At 56.3% G+C, this 16,953-nt stretch carries 15 protein-coding genes; 3 read left to right on the top strand and 12 right to left on the bottom strand.

Translation table 11 applies throughout. From position 1 onward, the window contains the following. Nucleotides 1–4: 4 nt before the first annotated feature. From HB664_RS11485 to yceD, 4 genes are all read right to left on the bottom strand, one after another. Complete coding sequence (locus HB664_RS11485) at nucleotides 5–958, bottom strand: beta-ketoacyl-ACP synthase III (protein WP_023311150.1); 954 nt, start codon at nucleotides 956–958, stop codon at nucleotides 5–7. 6 nt (nucleotides 959–964) lie between these two features. Beyond that, nucleotides 965–1,999, bottom strand: a complete 1,035-nt coding sequence (gene plsX, locus HB664_RS11480) for a phosphate acyltransferase PlsX (RefSeq protein ID WP_219939482.1) — start codon at nucleotides 1,997–1,999, stop codon at nucleotides 965–967. A gap of 80 nt (nucleotides 2,000–2,079) precedes the next feature. Then, a complete protein-coding gene (gene rpmF, locus HB664_RS11475; protein WP_003857964.1) occupies nucleotides 2,080–2,253 on the bottom strand; it encodes a 50S ribosomal protein L32 in 174 nt (57 codons plus the stop codon). 16 nt (nucleotides 2,254–2,269) lie between these two features. Continuing rightward, on the bottom strand, nucleotides 2,270–2,791 hold the full coding sequence (yceD, locus tag HB664_RS11470; protein ID WP_014883375.1) for a 23S rRNA accumulation protein YceD: 522 nt from the start codon (nucleotides 2,789–2,791) through the stop codon (nucleotides 2,270–2,272). Between the two features lie 140 nt (nucleotides 2,792–2,931). On the opposite strand from yceD, the gene HB664_RS11465 reads away from it, so the two are divergent. Then, nucleotides 2,932–3,516, top strand: a complete 585-nt coding sequence (locus tag HB664_RS11465) for a nucleoside triphosphate pyrophosphatase (RefSeq protein WP_219939481.1) — start codon at nucleotides 2,932–2,934, stop codon at nucleotides 3,514–3,516. Between the two features lie 132 nt (nucleotides 3,517–3,648). On the opposite strand, the gene rluC is transcribed toward HB664_RS11465, so the two are convergent. Continuing rightward, on the bottom strand, nucleotides 3,649–4,596 hold the full coding sequence (gene rluC, locus HB664_RS11460; RefSeq protein WP_024909023.1) for a 23S rRNA pseudouridine(955/2504/2580) synthase RluC: 948 nt from the start codon (nucleotides 4,594–4,596) through the stop codon (nucleotides 3,649–3,651). A gap of 572 nt (nucleotides 4,597–5,168) precedes the next feature. Between rluC and rne the strand changes: the two genes are divergently transcribed. Continuing rightward, entirely contained in the window at nucleotides 5,169–8,288 is a 3,120-nt protein-coding gene (rne, locus tag HB664_RS11455) for a ribonuclease E (protein WP_219939480.1), read from the top strand. Between the two features lie 41 nt (nucleotides 8,289–8,329). On the opposite strand, the gene HB664_RS11450 is transcribed toward rne, so the two are convergent. Continuing rightward, nucleotides 8,330–9,232, bottom strand: coding sequence for a LysR family transcriptional regulator (locus HB664_RS11450; protein WP_072196675.1), 903 nt, complete (start codon nucleotides 9,230–9,232; stop codon nucleotides 8,330–8,332). A 145-nt stretch (nucleotides 9,233–9,377) separates the two neighbouring features. Here HB664_RS11450 and HB664_RS11445 point away from each other — a divergent pair, with 145 nt between their 5' ends. Next, entirely contained in the window at nucleotides 9,378–10,592 is a 1,215-nt protein-coding gene (locus HB664_RS11445; RefSeq protein WP_196354591.1) for an MFS transporter, read from the top strand. A gap of 75 nt (nucleotides 10,593–10,667) precedes the next feature. Here HB664_RS11445 and flgL read toward each other — a convergent pair whose 3' ends face one another. From flgL to flgG, 6 genes are all read right to left on the bottom strand, one after another. Continuing rightward, nucleotides 10,668–11,621: a flagellar hook-associated protein FlgL gene (gene flgL / locus HB664_RS11440; protein ID WP_033145208.1), complete on the bottom strand. Its 954-nt coding sequence runs from the start codon at nucleotides 11,619–11,621 to the stop codon at nucleotides 10,668–10,670. Between the two features lie 14 nt (nucleotides 11,622–11,635). After that, a complete protein-coding gene (gene flgK / locus HB664_RS11435) occupies nucleotides 11,636–13,276 on the bottom strand; it encodes a flagellar hook-associated protein FlgK (protein WP_219939479.1) in 1,641 nt (546 codons plus the stop codon). A gap of 75 nt (nucleotides 13,277–13,351) precedes the next feature. Next, complete coding sequence (gene flgJ / locus HB664_RS11430; protein WP_033145206.1) at nucleotides 13,352–14,305, bottom strand: flagellar assembly peptidoglycan hydrolase FlgJ; 954 nt, start codon at nucleotides 14,303–14,305, stop codon at nucleotides 13,352–13,354. Beyond that, nucleotides 14,305–15,402: a flagellar basal body P-ring protein FlgI gene (locus HB664_RS11425; protein ID WP_029740346.1), complete on the bottom strand. Its 1,098-nt coding sequence runs from the start codon at nucleotides 15,400–15,402 to the stop codon at nucleotides 14,305–14,307. The genes flgJ and HB664_RS11425 overlap by 1 nt, the downstream gene beginning before the upstream one ends. Nucleotides 15,403–15,414: 12 nt before the next feature. Continuing rightward, nucleotides 15,415–16,113, bottom strand: a complete 699-nt coding sequence (gene flgH, locus HB664_RS11420; protein WP_024909015.1) for a flagellar basal body L-ring protein FlgH — start codon at nucleotides 16,111–16,113, stop codon at nucleotides 15,415–15,417. Nucleotides 16,114–16,170: 57 nt separating this feature from the next. After that, nucleotides 16,171–16,953: a flagellar basal-body rod protein FlgG gene (gene flgG / locus HB664_RS11415; RefSeq protein WP_008500810.1), complete on the bottom strand. Its 783-nt coding sequence runs from the start codon at nucleotides 16,951–16,953 to the stop codon at nucleotides 16,171–16,173.

Genomic DNA, 16,953 nt, shown 5'->3' with positions numbered 1-16,953 from the left:
TATACTAGAAACGAACCAGCGCGGAACCCCAGGTGAACCCGCCACCGAAGGCTTCAAGCAAGACCAGCTGGCCCCGTTTGATTCGTCCATCGCGTACCGCTTCATCAAATGCGCACGGTACCGACGCCGCAGAGGTGTTGCCGTGACGATCCAGCGTCACCACAACGTTATCCATCGACATGCCCAGCTTTTTCGCGGTCGCGCTGATGATACGCAGGTTCGCCTGATGCGGCACCAGCCAGTCGAGTGCGGTACGCTCAAGGTTATTCGCTTCCAGCGTTTCATCAACGATGTGTGCAAGCTCGGTTACCGCCACCTTGAACACCTCGTTCCCTGCCATAGTCAGGTAAATCGAGTTGTCCGGATTAACGCGATCGGCGTTAGGCAGGGTCAACAGTTCGCCATAGCTGCCATCAGCATGCAGATGCGTGGAGATGATACCCGGCTCTTCGGACTGCCCCAGCAGCACCGCACCCGCACCATCACCAAAAATAATGATCGTTCCACGATCGGTTGGATCGCAGGTACGCGCCAGCACGTCAGCACCGATCACCAGCGCGTATTTAACGGCACCGGATTTCACGTACTGGTCGGCAACGCTCAGCGCATAGGTGAAGCCTGCGCACGCGGCAGCGACGTCAAACGCCGGACAGCCTTTAATGCCGAGCATGTTTTGCACCTGGCACGCTGCGCTTGGGAAAGCATGCGTGGCAGACGTCGTGGCGACCACGATCAAACCAATCTGTTCTTTATCAATGCCCGCCATTTCGATAGCACGCTGTGCGGCTTCGTAACCCATGGTCGACACGGTTTCGTCTGGCGCGGCAATACGACGTTCACGGATACCTGTGCGCGTGACAATCCACTCGTCAGACGTATCTACCATTTTTTCCAGATCGGCGTTGGTACGCACTTGTTTTGGCAGGTAGCTGCCGGTACCTAAAATCTTCGTATACATGTACGCTCAGTCACTTTTAGCTAATACAGATTCCAGGCGAGCGGCAATCCGCTGAGGGACTTGTCGCTGCACCGCCTGCACTGCCTGTTCAATCGCGACAGCAAATGCTCGCTGATTGGCGGCGCCATGACTCTTAATCACGATGCCGCGCAATCCTAACAGACAGGCGCCATTATACTGGTCGGGGTTGAGGTGACTGAATCGCCGCGTCAGGCTCTTTTGTAACCAACGCTTCAATAAAATCAGCCACCAGGCGCTTTTTTTGCCTTCTCCCTGAGATTTCAGCAGAGAAAGAAACATGCGTACGACCCCTTCCATGGTCTTCAACGTGACGTTTCCGGTGAAGCCATCGCACACCAGAACATCCGTTTTACCCGTCAACAACTCATTGGCTTCGAGATAACCAATATAGTTGATGGAGGGAACCTGTTTGAGCAATTCAGCCGCTTCGCGAATGCTGTCCAGGCCTTTGGTCTCTTCTTCACCAATGTTCAGTAACGCAACACGGGGAGTGTTGATCCCGAGAACTTCTTCTGCCAGCACCGATCCCATCACGGCAAACTGAGCCAGCATAGTACTATCACAGTCGACGTTAGCGCCCAAATCGAGCACCACCGTCTTGCCCTTCTGCTGATGCGGTAACACCGTTACCAGCGCAGGGCGCTCAATACCTTCAATAGGTTTGAGCAGCAATTTCGACAGCCCCATCAGCGCGCCGGTATTTCCCGCGCTGACGCAAGCCTGAGCTCGCCCTTCTTTCACCAGCTCCAGCGCTATCCGCATAGAGCTGCCACGACTATTGCGAATCGCCTGCGAGGGTCGGGCATCACTGGCAATAACTGACTGCGCAGGAATAATCTGCAGACGCGAACGTTGTTCAAAGTCAGCTTTTGCGAGTAATGGCGTGATTGCGTCGGGATTGCCGACTAAAAGAAGTGTGAGTTGCGAATTAGAATTCAGTGCCTGCAATGCTGCAGGCACTGTCACGGAAGGGCCAAAATCTCCCCCCATGACATCTAACGCCAGGGTTAGACGTGTCAAGGTATCGTCGCAGCCTGGTTCGGTAAATTCCCCGTTTGCACGGGGAAATCCTCACTAAGCCTAATCACGCTTGCGCGTGATTACTTAGTGATAACCTTGCGGCCGCGGTAGAAACCGTCAGCGGTGATGTGGTGACGCAGGTGTTTCTCACCAGAAGTCTTGTCTACAGACAGGCTGGTAACTGCGGTCAGCGCGTCATGGGAACGACGCATGCCACGTTTGGAACGGGTTGGTTTATTCTGTTGTACGGCCATGGACCTTACTCCTCAATTACTTACGCTTTAAGCTGGCTAATACGGCAAATGGGTTTGGTTTTTGCGCTTCATCAGGCAGTTCCCCAAAGACCATGTCCGCCTCGGACACTTCACAGTGTTCAGAATCATGCACCGGAACGACTGGCAAGGTGAGGATGATTTCATCTTCAACCAGAGCCAGAAGATCGATTTCACCGAATTCGTTAACCTCAATCGGCTCATACGCTTCCGGGAGTGCTTCAGCCTGTTCGTCAGAACGAACGGGACTGAAACAATACGTTGTGTGAACATGCTGTACAAACGGTTTCCCGCAACGCTGACACTCGAGCGTTACCGTCACCTTTGCATCACCGGTTAAAACGGCGAGACGCTGGTTGTCGATAGCGAACGACATGGAGCATTCTACATCACTGTCCACACTGACTACGGATTCGGCAATACGCTCAGCCTGATCGGAAGTATAGATACCTTCGTAATCGAGGCGTTTTTGAGCCGTACGAACCGGATCAAGAGTCAGGGGTAATTTTACCTTTTGCATAGGGCGCGCATATTAACTTTGTAACGTCATAGAGTCAAAGAAAAAGGCAACCAGAGCTGCCTTTTGCCAATTATTCGCACACATTGCGGCCTGTAGTTTAAAATGGCTGGCATCGATACGCTATATCTGGTGATAAAAATATGCCAAATCTCGTCCTTGCTTCCACGTCTCCCTACCGCCGAATGCTGCTGGAAAAGCTCGGGATCCCGTTTGAATGCGCCACGCCAGAGGTTGATGAAACGCCACAGCCGGGCGAATCACCGCGTCATCTGGTGATGCGTCTTGCTAAGGAGAAAGCGCAGTCGCTGGCCGCACGTTATCCCGCACATTTGATTATAGGCTCCGACCAGGTTTGCGTACTGGACGGCGAAATCACCGGCAAGCCCCATACGGAGGAGAACGCCTGCCAGCAGCTTCTGCGAGCGCGAGGCACTATCGTGACCTTTTATACCGGCCTGGCGCTCTATAACTCCGCCACCGGTCATCTGCAAACCGAATGCGAGCCGTTCGACGTACACTTCCGCCATCTCAGCGAGCAAGAGATCGTGGATTATGTGCGCCGGGAACGTCCGCTGAACTGTGCGGGGAGCTTTAAAAGCGAAGGACTGGGGATTGCGCTGTTCGACAAGCTGGACGGTCGCGATCCCAACACGCTGGTGGGGTTACCGCTGATTGCCCTGTGTCAGATGTTAAGACGAGAAGAGTGTAATCCGCTGACCATGTGACTTTTGCCCAGCGGCGCTTCGCTTGCATGGGCCTACTAAACTGCGGCCTGATGCCCTCACCCCGGCCTTCTCCCGCAGGGAGAGGGAGCAAACATTAAAAACGACAACATTCGTTGCCGTTTTACGTTTACCTTAGCCGCGCAGAACCTTAAGACAGCGTTTCAGCTGCTCGTCCAGCGGCGCTTCAATACGGATGACTTCCCCCGTATTAGGATGGGTAAACTTCAGCGCTGCCGCATGCAGGAACAGACGCGACAGCCCCGTCCCCGCCAGCTGCTTATCAAACTCGCGGTCGCCATAGCGGTCATCAAAGGCAATTGGATGCCCTGCGAACTGCGTATGCACGCGGATCTGGTGAGTACGACCGGTCACCGGACTGCAGCGCACCAGCGTGGCAAACTCATAGCGCTCTTCAACCTTAAAGCGTGTCTCAGACGGTTTCCCTTCCTGGCTTACGCGGACAATACGTTCGCCGCTTTGCAGAATGTTCTTCAGCAGCGGCGCCTGCACCACTTTTACATGGGACTGCCACTGACCGCGCACCAGCGCCAGGTAGTCTTTCTGCATCCCTTTTTCACGCAGCTGTTCATGCAGCGAACGCAGCGCAGAACGCTTTTTCGCCACCAGCAGTACGCCAGAGGTATCACGGTCAAGACGGTGCACCAGTTCAAGGAAACGCGCTTCCGGGCGCAGGGCACGCAGCCCTTCAATCACGCCGAAGCTCAGACCGCTACCGCCATGAACAGCCGTTCCTGACGGTTTATTGAGCACCAGAATGTGGTCATCTTCGTACAGGATCACATCGCTCAGGGCCGCCACTTTCTGTAGCTTCGGTGAAACGGTCTCTTCTTCACGTTCCGCAACGCGCACCGGCGGAATACGTACTTCATCGCCCGCCTCGAGTTTGTACTCGGGCTTCACGCGTTTTTTGTTCACCCGCACCTCGCCCTTGCGCAGGATGCGGTAAATCATGCTCTTTGGTACACCTTTCAACTGGGTGCGCAAAAAGTTATCGATACGTTGCCCCGCGTCATCTTCGGCGATGGCAACCATTTTTACGGCTGGAGTCTCTGTTTTCATGGTTGGCGATTCTAAATATCGTCAGCCATTAGCGCCACTCATTTTTCTATGCTTATATTTACTTTTATCCGGCCAGCTCCCCGTTTCGCGCAACCGATTTGGTGGTTATTAAACCAATCGCCATTCTGAAGTGAAGAAACTGTGAGTAACCGGGTGATAATTGGTAAAAGTCATCTTGCTATAACCCGGCGAGCAGTGGAATAATGAGGCTGTTTTCCGTGTTAAATCCTGGTTAAGTAAGGATGTTGACGGAATGACCAATTTTGTCTGACCGATCATCCACGCAGCAATGGCGTAAGACGTATTGATCTTTCAGGCAGTTAGCGGGCTGCGGGTTGCAGTACTTCCCGGTATAAGGATTGTTCTCTGGAGAGTTCTACCCAGGCAATTCCCCTGATAATTGCGCTGTGTTTCCGTATGAAACACAGGCAACCGACACTCTGCGCCTCTTAAGCGAGCGACAACCGTGAGGTTGGCGACGTGAACAGACACGAGGCCATCGGTTCATACCCCGGAAAGCGTCACCTTGCCCGCAGCTTTGTCGTCAATGTAAGAATAACGAGTAAGTTACGATGAAAAGAATGTTAATCAACGCAACTCAGCAAGAAGAGTTGCGTGTCGCCCTTGTGGATGGGCAGCGCCTGTACGATCTGGATATCGAAAGTCCTGGACACGAACAGAAAAAAGCGAACATTTACAAAGGTAAAATCACCCGCATTGAACCAAGCCTTGAAGCTGCATTTGTCGATTACGGTGCTGAGCGTCATGGTTTCCTCCCTCTGAAAGAAATCGCCCGCGAATATTTCCCCGCAAACTACAACGCCCATGGCCGCCCAAACATCAAAGATGTTCTGCGTGAAGGCCAGGAAGTTATCGTTCAGATTGATAAAGAAGAGCGTGGCAACAAAGGTGCCGCACTGACCACCTTTATCAGCCTGGCAGGGAGCTATCTGGTTCTGATGCCTAACAACCCGCGTGCGGGTGGCATCTCTCGCCGTATTGAAGGTGATGACCGTACCGAGCTGAAAGAAGCGCTGGCAAGCCTCGAACTGCCTGATGGCATGGGGCTTATCGTGCGTACCGCAGGCGTTGGCAAATCAGCCGAAGCGCTGCAGTGGGACCTGAGCTTCCGTCTGAAGCACTGGGAAGCCATTCAGAAAGCAGCTGAAAGCCGCCCTGCTCCGTTCCTGATCCACCAGGAAAGCAACGTTATCGTGCGTGCCTTCCGTGATTACCTGCGTCAGGACATCGGTGAGATTCTGATCGATAACCCGAAAGTGCTTGAGCTGGCGCGCCAGCACATCGCCGCGCTGGGTCGTCCGGATTTCACCAGCAAAATTAAACTGTACACCGGTGAAATCCCGCTGTTCAGCCACTATCAGATCGAATCCCAGATTGAGTCCGCCTTCCAGCGTGAAGTGCGTCTGCCATCCGGCGGTTCTATCGTTATCGATACCACTGAAGCGCTGACCGCTATCGACATCAACTCCGCGCGTGCTACACGCGGTGGCGATATCGAAGAGACCGCCTACAACACTAACCTCGAAGCCGCTGATGAAATCGCCCGCCAGCTCCGCCTGCGCGACCTGGGTGGTCTGATTGTTATCGACTTCATCGACATGACCCCGGTACGCCACCAGCGTGCGGTTGAAAACCGTCTGCGCGAAGCGGTGCGTCAGGACAGGGCGCGTATCCAGATTAGTCATATCTCACGCTTTGGCCTGCTGGAGATGTCCCGTCAGCGTCTGAGCCCGTCTCTCGGCGAGTCCAGCCATCACGTTTGTCCGCGCTGCTCCGGCACCGGTACCGTGCGTGATAACGAATCTCTGTCCCTCTCCATTCTGCGTCTGATTGAAGAAGAAGCGCTGAAAGAGAACACCAAAGAGGTTCACGCTATTGTGCCGGTGCCCGTTGCCTCTTACCTGCTTAACGAAAAACGTGCAGCGGTAAGTGCGATTGAAGCACGTCAGGGTGGCGTTCGCTGCATCATCGTGCCAAACGACCAGATGCAGACCCCACACTATCACGTGCTGCGCGTGCGTAAGGGCGAAGAGACGACCACCCTCAGCTACCTGCTGCCGAAGCTGCATGAAGAAGAGATGTCCCTGCCTTCCGATGAAGAGCCAGCCGAGCGCAAACTGCCAGAGCAGCCTGCGTTAGCGACCTTCATCATGCCTGAAGCACCACCGGAAGCAGCCCTGGAAAAACCTGCGGCCAAACCTGCAGCGCAGAAACCAGAAGCCGCGGTAGCGAAAGCTCAGCCGGCGCAACCGGGTCTGCTGAGCCGCTTCTTTGGCGCGCTGAAGAAGATGTTTGCTGAAGAAGAAGTTCAGCCAGAGCAGCCGAAAGAAGAGCCAAAAGCAGCCAAGCCAGAGCGTCAGCAGGATCGCCGTAAGCGTCAGAACAACCGCCGCGATCGTAACGACCGCAGCGATCGCAATGACCGCAGCGAGCGTCGTGACAACCGTGACAACCGTTCTGAGAATGGCGAAGGCCGTGAGCAACGCGAAGACAACCGTCGCAACCGTCGCGAGAAACAACAGCCGAATGTTGAAGATCGTGAAATTCGCCAGCAGGCGGGCGATGAGTCTGAGAAGAGCAAACAGCGTGACGACCAGCAGCCGCGCCGTGAACGCAGCCGTCGCCGTAACGACGAGAAGCGTCAGGCACAGCAGGAAGTCAAAAACCTGAACCGCGAAGAGCCTGTTGAACAGCAGGACGGCGAGCAGGAAGAACGTACTCAGGTTATGCCGCGTCGTAAGCAGCGCCAGCTTTCTCAGAAAGTTCGCTTCGCCTCTGAAGCAACCGAAGAGTCAGGCGCTATCGCGGTTGAAACCAGCGAGATCGCAACCGGTACACAAGTGGCAAAAGTTGACCTGCCAGCGGTCGTTGAAAACAACGTTGAGCAGGATGATAATGGTGAAAACCGTGATAACGCCGGTATGCCGCGCCGTTCACGTCGTTCTCCACGTCATCTGCGCGTCAGCGGCCAGCGCCGTCGTCGCTATCGTGACGAGCGTTACCCGACTCAGTCGCCAATGCCGCTGACCATTGCCTGTGCTTCACCAGAAATGGCCTCCGGCAAAGTCTGGATCCGCTACCCGGTTGCTCGCCCGGAGCAGGTTGTTGAAGAACAGCCTGTAACCGAAGAGGTGATTGCACCCGCAGCCGCGGTAGAAGCTGTCGTGACTGAAGCGGCAACCGTGGTTGAACCTGAGGTTGTTGAAGCTGAAGCACCTCACGCAGTGGAAGTTGAAACCACCCATCCAGAAGTAATTGCCGCGCCGGTTGATGCCGCACCGCAGCTTATCGCCGAAGAAGATGCCGTGGTGGCTGAGGAAGTCGCTGAAGAGGCTGAACCTGTAGCCGCAGTGGAAGACACCGCTGAAACCCTGGTTGAAACCACCACTGAAGAAGTCGTTCAGGACGTTGAGATTCAGGTTGAACCGGTTGTCGAAGAAGCGAAAGCGCCAGAGGTGAAACCTGAGCCGGTTGTCTCTGCGCCAGCCGCAGCCCACGTGGCGACAGCACCAATGACGCGCGCCCCCGCGCCGGATTACGTGCCTGAAGCCCCGCGACACAGTGACTGGGTACGCCCGGCATTCAGCTTCGATGGTAAAGGCGCTGCAGGCGGCCACAGTGCAACGCATCAGGCAACTGCACCGGCAACGCGTCCGCAGTCTGTCGAATAACGACGCTGAAAGTAAAAAGCCGACCTTATGGTCGGCTTTTTTTATGGCTGCTGCACGGGCTTTCTCATCCCGGTGACCTCCGGCATGACCTGGCGCATCAACTCCAGAAAACGCCGCAAGCGTGCCGGATAATAGCGGGACCAGGGGTAAACCAGATGCACAGGTAACGCCGCTGGCTGCCACTCTGGCAGCAAATGCACCAGCCGACCTTCCCGAATATCATCCTGTACCGTCCAGCTGGATACCACCGCCACGCCAAGCCCGGTGAGCGCCGTGTTACGTGCGACATACAGGCTGTCGGTGCTCAGCCGTGGCGTAATAGCAATCCGCGCGGTGGCGGGTGATGCATCGTGAAAAAGCTCCACATGGCGCTGGTAGAATGAGCTGATCGCTATCCAGGGAAACTGCTGTAAATCCTCCGGCGTGGTAACCGACGGGAAACGGGCCAGCAGTGCCGGTGAAGCCACCACCGAGCGCGGCACTTCGGCCAGCAGCACGGACACGGTCGCCGGATCGACTTCCACGCCCACCCGAATCGCACAGTCAAGGTTGTCGCCGAGGAAGTCCGCTGACCGATCGTTGAGCATCCACTCAATCGAAAGCTGGGGATAGCGTTGCAAAAACTCGGTTACGGGTTTCAGAAGCTGATCCTGACCAAACGCGTGCGGAGCGCGCACCCGCAGCACGCCTACCGGCTCATCTTCCGTCTGCCCCACCTCATCTTCCAGCGCCAGCCAGCTGTCAATCACCCGACGGGCGTGCTGATAGCAGCGCTCGCCGTCATCCGTCAGCCGCGTCGTGTGGGTGGTGCGCAATATCAGGCGCACGCCCAGCATGGTCTCCAGCGACTGTAACCGTCTGCTTACCGTGGCCTGGGTAGTGGCCAGCTGCCGTGCCGCCGCAGAGAGGGATCCCGCCTCCACAATACGAACAAACGTCCGCATTAGCTCCACCCTGTCTATACGCTCAGCTCTTTTCATCGCATTTTCATTTATACGTTCAACGTATAAGCGTTTTACCACCGGGCCCGCTACCGTCGCAAGGCGTACTGATAAAAAATAACCTCACACGACGAATGAGGAACATCTTATGAACACAACAACCGCCGCCCATGCCGTGAGCCGCTGGGTAATCTTAATGCTGGCGATCGGTGCAGGTTTCAGCGTGGCATCTATCTATTATGCCCAGCCTCTGCTGCCGCTGATGGGCGCAGACCTTCACCTGAGTATCGAAGGAATGGGCATGGTTCCGACGCTCACCCAGGCGGGATATGCCCTGGGGATCCTGTTCCTGCTCCCGCTCGGCGATCGCCACGACCGCAGGACGTTAATCCTGATAAAAAGTGCGGCGCTGGCGCTGTTTCTTCTCGGCTGTAGCCTGACCGGGCAGATCCACTCTCTGCTGCTGGTCAGCCTGCTCATCGGCATGGCCGCCACCATGGCACAGGATATTGTCCCTGCCGCAGCCATCCTTGCGCCGGAAGGTAAACAGGGGAAAACCGTGGGTACGGTAATGACCGGGCTGCTGATGGGGATCTTATTATCAAGAACCGTGAGCGGCGTGGTGGGCGAAGCGTTTGGCTGGCGCGTCATGTACCAGCTGGCGGCGGCGAGCATTGCGTTCGTCGGGGTGATGATGTGGTTTGTGCTTCCCCGTTTTGCCATTCACTCCACGCTGAGCTACCCCGCGCTGATGCGCTCAATGGAGCATCTGTGGCGTCGCTATCCGGCGCTGCGCCGTGCGGCGCTGGCTCAGGGCTTTCTGTCGATTGCCTTTAGCGCCTTCTGGTCTACGCTTGCGGTCATGCTGCTGGAACGCTATCACCTGGGTAGCGCCGTAGCGGGTGGTTTTGGTATTGCAGGTGCCGCCGGTGCGTTAGCTGCCCCGCTGGCAGGGGGTCTGGCAGACAAACTGGGCGCAGGAAAAGTCACGCAGATTGGTGCCGCTCTTGTGACCGCTTCATTCGCCCTGATGTTCCTGATGCCCGCGCTGGGCGTTCATGGACAGCTGATTCTGATCGCCATCTCCGCCGTCGGGTTCGACCTGGGGCTGCAGTCCAGCCTGGTCGCTCACCAGAACCTGGTATACAGCCTTGAACCGCAGGCGCGCGGTCGCCTCAACGCCCTGCTCTTTACGGTGGTCTTTATCGGGATGGCGCTGGGTTCCGCGTTAGGCAGCAATATCTACTCGCTGGCCGGCTGGACGGGCGTGGTCGCGCTGGCGACGGTCTGTGGCGTCATTGCGCTGGCAATCCGTCTGATAGAAAGCGCACGAGTCACCTCCTCATCAGCAGAAGTTGCATAAAAAAAATGCCCAATCCAGACGGATTGGGCAGTAAAACATGCCCAGTTTCAAGACATGTTCCAAGAGGTCAAGATGTTATTTGTTCAGCTGGAACAGAGACATGCCCTGCATATCGCTAAACGCTTTATAAGACGCCTGCAAGGCCGCCTGCTGCATGGTGTAAGAGGAAATCGCTTCGTTCCAGTCAACATCCACCAGGTCACTCATCTGCTTGGTCTGACCCAGCGCGCGGTCATCACCCAGCGTGTCGAGTTTTTCCAGCTCGTTCATCTTGGTTCCCACATCCGCAACGACCGTCAGGACATTGTTCTGGGAGTTTTTGATGCCGATTTGCGCATTGGCAATTACCTGGCTTTGCGCCGTTGCGGCAGCCGGATCGTTCTCAATCGGTGTCTTCAGCGAGGCAATAGCAGAATCCAGGATTTTGAACATGTTGGTCTGGCCATATCCACCGCCCGGCAGCTGTTCCGCATTACTGGTAATGCTTTCGAAAATTTGCTGGCCGGTATGGCTGATGGTCATATTTCGCGCCGTATCAACCTGCTGTGTGATGGCCTCAGCGCCGCCGTTGTAATCCCCGGTCGCGGCATCAAACGGTGCGCTCTCGGTTTTGTATCCCGCAAAGATAAAACGACCATTACCATCCGTCGTGTTGGCCAGGTTCATCAGCTGATCGCGGATCCCCTGAATATCGGTTGCCAGAGAAAGACGGTCGTCATCGCTTAATGTGCCGTTCGACGCATAAACGAGCTTCTCGCGCACGCTTGAGATCGCGGTGTTGACCTGGGTTAACACGTTATCTTCCAGCGAGACCTTCTGCGTTGCAAAGGTACGCGCGAGCGCAAACTGGCTGTTTTGCGACTGAGACTGTGACAGAACGATGGCCTGCGACGCGGCGATAGGATCGTCCGAAGGACGATTGACGCGCTTGCCGGTGGACATCTGCTCACCGTAGCTCAGCCATCTGCTCTGGGAATCGGTGATCCCACGCATGTTCTGCTCGTACATCATCTGGGTGCTAATACGCATTGTTCACCTCAACCTTAACGAATGTTGATAATTGCATCGAAGAGCGTACTGGCAGTTTGTAGCACCTGGGCATTGGCCAGGTAATACTGCTGATAACGCTGCAAATTGCCATACTCTTCGTCGAGGTTTACCCCAGAGATGGTCTGCTGCTGCTTGATTAACTGCGTTTCCACGTTGGCTTTCGTCTGGCTGCTCACCTTCAGTGACGCCGTTGAGCTACCGACGGTACTGACGAGAGAGGCATACGCATCGTTGAAGGTTTTATTTCCACCCACCACTTTGCCGTTTTGCAGCTCGAGCAGTTTCTGGCCGTTACGGTTGTCACTTTCGCCGCCGTTCTGCACAGATGCCATCGCCAGTTTGGACTCGTCGCTGATCGCGAGATCCATGTTCATGATGACGTTGGAAACAGGCTTCACGGTAAAGCTGTCTTTGGTATTTGCCGTGCCGCTCACGTTGACGTTAAGGCCATCAAACGACAGATTGCCGCTGGCATCCGGGCTCATCGTAAAGCTGGTTTTGTCTGACGTGCGGGTGATCGTCCAGTCAGTGCCGTTAAACTGCAGCTTATAGTCTGTCGCCTGGACCTGTTTGCTGTCCGCCACAGAAGCCGTAACAACGGCAGAGCCGCCGTTCTTGCTGTTGGACAGGACCGCCGGAGAACCGAAGTTGAACAGCTTACCGCCCGCATCACCGTTCGCATCAAAACCGGCTTCATGCTGCGTGTTCATCGCGTCGGCAAAGGCCAGCGCCATCTGGTTCAGGCTGTTACGGGCTTTATCCAGATCTTCAGCACGAAATGTCAGTAAACCGCCTAAAGAACCGGTGGTGATAAATTTCTCGGGGATCTCAATATTACCCGCCACGTCATCGACGTAGGCGATAGTCGTACGAGCCGGATCGGCGCTGGACTTCACGGCCGCCAGCTGGCTGGCTTTGCTGCCCTGCACCAGGCTGTAACCGTTGCCGAGAGAGATATTAAACGTGCCGCTATCTTGCACGGAGACTTCCACGCCCACGATTTTGTTCAGTTCAGTCACGAGCTGATCGCGCTGGTCGAGCAGATCGTTAGGCGATGCGCCCGCACCGACGCCGGTCAGACGGGAGATCTGATCGTTCAGGTTCGCAATCTGTTTGGCATAGTTGTTGATCTGAGACACGCTGGTCCCAATCGCGGTATTGACCTGCGTATCCTGGTCACGCAGATACTGATCGTTGGTTTTGAACTGATTGACCAGACCGCCCGCTTTACCCAGCACCGTCTGACGTGCTGCCGGGTCTTCCGCGTTGCTCACCAGGGTTTGCAGGCTTTTGAAGAAGTCCTGTAGGGTGGTGGAGAGCGAGTTGGTGGTATCGGAGAGCACATCGTCAATTTTTGACATCTGCTGATAGCGGGTCGTCAGACCGCTGCTCTGCGTCTGCGCGGCGCGCAGCTGGTTGGTGATGAAGGCGTCATACTCACGCTGGACACCGGAGACATAAACCCCGTTACCCACCCAGCCACCGCCGGTCAGCGTGCTGTTAGATGCACCCAGCACCGTGGTCTGGCGGGTGTAACCTGCCACGTTATAGCTTGAAATATTATTACTGACGGTATTGAGTGCCGACTGCGCGGCACTGAGGCCACTCATGGCGCTGTTAATCAAACTGGACATGGGGGTTCCTTTTATACGTTCAGACACGAGTCCTGATGAAGGTTATCGGCAACCTCCACCGGGACTTGAGAACTTTCAGAACAGATTTTCAATATCTGTGCTATAGGCTTTGCTGACCTTCTCGCCCATGGATTTCAGCTGCTGGATCATGCTGGTGAGCTTGCGCGCATAGTTCGGGTCGGTCGCGTAGCCCGCGTTTTGTAAGGCCTGAGCGCCCTGCTCCGCCGTCGCCGCCTGCGTAACGGCGGTATAACGCGGATTGCGGCTCAGCAGGCCAACGTAGTCGGACAATGCTTCCAGGTAGGAGCTGTAGACGCGGAATTTTGCTTTGACCTTCACCGCCGCACCGTTCTCGTATTCGGTGGTCGTGATCTCCGTTGTTGGCCCCTTCCAGCTGGAGGTGGCCTTCACGCCGAAGATGTTGAAGCTCGGATCGCCGTTTTCCTTGCGGATCTGACGCTGGCCCCAGCCCGACTCCAGCGCGGCCTGTGCCAGAATCAGGTGATGCGGCACGCCGCTCTGTTCGCTGGCAAGGCGCGCGGGCAGAGAAAGCTGCGCCAGGAAGTCTTTGCTGTCACCGGAGAGCGGCTCATCGCCGCTGCCCGTGGCTTTTGGCATCGCTTTACGCACCATTTGCGTCAGAGCCTGGTTCTGATAACTGGTCACCGTTTCCAGGTCGAACTTCATCGGCACCTGCTGCGTCTGATCCTGAGGCTGAATGCCCTGCGCGGCTTCGGTCTGTTTCACAATCATGTCAGCCAGACCGAGGCCTTTACCGGCGGTCATCTGCTGCGCAATCTGCTGGTCATACATGCTGGTGTAGAGACGCGTTGAATCACTGCTGAACATCCCGTCTTTCGGCAGGGTTTCACGCATGCTTTTCAGCATCATCTGTACAAACATCCCTTCCACCTGGCGGGCGACCGGGCGGATATTCGCCGCCGGGTCTTTGCCTGCTTTGGTTTTCAGTTCGTTGAGCGACTGGGCGTCCCAGGCTGCACTGGTCAACAGTTTGCTATCGGTCAGCATTAGATGATTTCCAGTTTGGCGCGCAGGCAGCCCGCGCTTTGCATGGATTGCAGAATGGACATCAGATCCATCGGCGTTGCGCCCAGGGCGTTCAGGGCACGCACCACGCTGTTCAGGTTGGCGCTGGAGCGAACGCTCTGCAGCGACCCGCCGCTCTGACGCATATCAATCTGCGTTTGCGGCGTCACCACCGTCTGACCGCCACCAAATGGCGTATTCGGCTGGCTCACGTTCGCGGAGCGGTTTACCGTCACGGAGAGGTTACCCTGCGCCACGGCACAGCTGTCCAGCGACACTTCCCGGTTCATCACCACCGAGCCGGTACGGGAGTTGATGATCACTTTCGCATCCTGAACCGGAACGTTCACTTCCATATTCTGGATATCCGCCAGCATGCGCACCTGGTTGCTGCTGCCGGTGGAGGTGCGGATCTGCACGGTGCGCGCGTCGAGTGCCGTTGCATTACCGTAGCCGCGGCTGCGGTTGATGGTATCGGCAATTTGCTGCGCCATGGTGAAGTCTTCATTATTAAGCTGCAGGTTGATGGTGTTGCCTGCGCCAAACTGGGTCGGCAGTTCACGCTCAATGATCGCACCGTTGGTGATACGTCCACCGTTCAGCTGGTTCACCTGCACGCTGCTTCCGCCTGCGGATGCCCCCGCACCGCCAACCAGAATGTTCCCCTGCGCCAGCGCATAGACCTGGCTGTCAACGCCTTTCAGCGGGGTCATCAGCAGCGTACCGCCGCGCAGGCTTTTGGCGTTACCCATTGAGGATACCACCACATCAATGGTCTGCCCCTGACGCGCAAACGCCGGGTAGGACGCAGTGACCATTACCGCGGCCACGTTTTTCAGCTGCATGTTGGTTCCCGCCGGCACGGTAATGCCGAGCTGGGAAAGCATGTTGTTCAGGCTTTGGGTGGTGAACGGCGTCTGGGTCGTCTGGTCACCGGTACCATCCAGACCGACCACCAGGCCATAGCCAATCAGGGAGTTTTCACGAACGCCCTGAACGCTGGTGAGGTCGCGAATACGGTCAGCCTGGGCAAACGTTGCCACCAGCGCGAGCGCCACGGCGAAGATCGATTTAAACATGGGTCACCTCGCTTACATCGGCGATAAATTAAGGAAGAAGCGCTGCAGCCAACCCATATTTTGCGCTTCATTGATATAGCCGTTACCGACGTACTCAATGCGCGCATCCGCCACCTGGGTGGACGGAACGGTGTTGGTGCCGCTGATGGTGCGAGGGTTAACCACGCCCGAGAAGCGAATGAATTCAGTGCCCTGGTTGATGGCGATCTGTTTTTCACCCACAACGTGTAAGTTGCCGTTAACCAGTACCTGGTCAACCGTGACCGTCAGCGTACCGCTGAAGGTGTTGCTGGCGTTCGCGCCGCCTTTGCCGTTAAAGGTATTGCCGCCGGACGCGTTCACATCAGCACGCGCGTTGCCGAACAGCCCTTCGAGATAGCGTGGCACGGTATCGAAGCCAAAATTGGTTTTGCCATCGCGGCTGGCGTTCGCCGACGAGCTCTTGCTCGCGCTGACGTTTTCCTGCAGCACAATGGTCAATGTATCGCCGACGTTACGCGGGCGGCGATCTTCAAACAGCGGCTGATAGCCGTAATTAATCGGCTGCGCGGTCTGGAAAATGGAGCCGTTTACCACTGGCGCGGGGCCAGGAACGGGTTGGGCAGTCGTCGCACCCTGGACCAATGGTTTAGACGGGATCAAAGCACACCCGCTGAGGGTGACAGCCAGAACAGTCAGTATCGGATAACGAAACGCCGCGTTTTTTTGCATTGCCTTCATCTTCGAAAACAGGGAGCCGGTGCGGCGTTTACCGCACCGGGCTACACCTTAGAGTTGCGTCAGTTTCTGCAGCATCTGGTCGGTCGTCGACACTGCTTTACTGTTAATTTCATACGCGCGCTGGACCTGGATCATATTCACCAGCTCTTCCGCCACGTTCACGTTGGACGTTTCAACATAACCCTGGTACAGCAGGCCCGCGCCGTTCAGGCCCGGGGTGCTCTCATTCGGCGTACCGGAGGATTGCGTTTCGGTGTAGAGGTTCTCACCAATGCTTTCCAGACCGGTATCGTTCATGAAGGTGGTCAGGTTGAGCTGCCCGACCTGAACCGGCGCGGCCTGTCCCTGCTGGGTCACGCTGACCACACCGTCGCGTCCGATGGTGATGCTCAGGGCGTTCGCCGGGATGGTAATCGCAGGCTGAACCTGGAAACCGCCCGCTGTCACCAGCTGGCCGTTCTGATCGACCTGGAATGAACCGTCGCGGGTATAGGCAGAGGTCCCGTCAGGCAGCTGCACCTGGAAGAAGCCCTGGCCTTTGATTGCCACGTCTTTACTGTTGTTGGTCTGAGACAGGTTGCCCTGGCTGTGCAGACGCTCGGTGGCCACCGGACGAACACCGGTACCGATCTGCAGACCCGACGGCAGCGTCGTCTGTTCAGAAGACTGCGCGCCCGGCTGACGGATGGTTTGATAAAGCAAATCTTCGAAAACGGCACGCTGACGCTTGAAACCATTGGTGCTCACGTTTGCCAGGTTGTTGGCAATCACGTCCATATTGGTCTGCTGGGCGTCCAGGCCAGTTTTCGCGATCCATAAAGAACTGATCAT

Origin of the sequence: Enterobacter sp. DNB-S2 (assembly GCF_019443845.1) — a bacterium.
Classification (GTDB): Bacteria; Pseudomonadota; Gammaproteobacteria; order Enterobacterales; family Enterobacteriaceae; genus Enterobacter; species Enterobacter asburiae_B.
Note: the sequence above shows the minus strand (reverse complement) of the source record. Positions and strands in the feature narration are given on the sequence as shown.

Excerpts from the sequence above, each read along its gene's own strand:
- rluC (WP_024909023.1), bottom strand. The coding sequence starts at position 4,596 with ATGAAAACAGAGACTCCAGCCGTAAAAATGGTTGCCATCGCCGAAGAT.
- HB664_RS11465 (WP_219939481.1), top strand. The coding sequence starts at position 2,932 with ATGCCAAATCTCGTCCTTGCTTCCACGTCTCCCTACCGCCGAATGCTG.
- flgG (WP_008500810.1), bottom strand. The coding sequence starts at position 16,953 with ATGATCAGTTCTTTATGGATCGCGAAAACTGGCCTGGACGCCCAGCAG.
- flgL (WP_033145208.1), bottom strand. The coding sequence starts at position 11,621 with ATGCGTATTAGCACCCAGATGATGTACGAGCAGAACATGCGTGGGATC.
- yceD (WP_014883375.1), bottom strand. The coding sequence starts at position 2,791 with ATGCAAAAGGTAAAATTACCCCTGACTCTTGATCCGGTTCGTACGGCT.
- rpmF (WP_003857964.1), bottom strand. The coding sequence starts at position 2,253 with ATGGCCGTACAACAGAATAAACCAACCCGTTCCAAACGTGGCATGCGT.
- HB664_RS11485 (WP_023311150.1), bottom strand. The coding sequence starts at position 958 with ATGTATACGAAGATTTTAGGTACCGGCAGCTACCTGCCAAAACAAGTG.
- flgK (WP_219939479.1), bottom strand. The coding sequence starts at position 13,276 with ATGTCCAGTTTGATTAACAGCGCCATGAGTGGCCTCAGTGCCGCGCAG.
- rne (WP_219939480.1), top strand. The coding sequence starts at position 5,169 with ATGAAAAGAATGTTAATCAACGCAACTCAGCAAGAAGAGTTGCGTGTC.
- HB664_RS11450 (WP_072196675.1), bottom strand. The coding sequence starts at position 9,232 with ATGCGGACGTTTGTTCGTATTGTGGAGGCGGGATCCCTCTCTGCGGCG.
- flgH (WP_024909015.1), bottom strand. The coding sequence starts at position 16,113 with ATGCAAAAAAACGCGGCGTTTCGTTATCCGATACTGACTGTTCTGGCT.
- flgJ (WP_033145206.1), bottom strand. The coding sequence starts at position 14,305 with ATGCTGACCGATAGCAAACTGTTGACCAGTGCAGCCTGGGACGCCCAG.
- HB664_RS11445 (WP_196354591.1), top strand. The coding sequence starts at position 9,378 with ATGAACACAACAACCGCCGCCCATGCCGTGAGCCGCTGGGTAATCTTA.
- HB664_RS11425 (WP_029740346.1), bottom strand. The coding sequence starts at position 15,402 with ATGTTTAAATCGATCTTCGCCGTGGCGCTCGCGCTGGTGGCAACGTTT.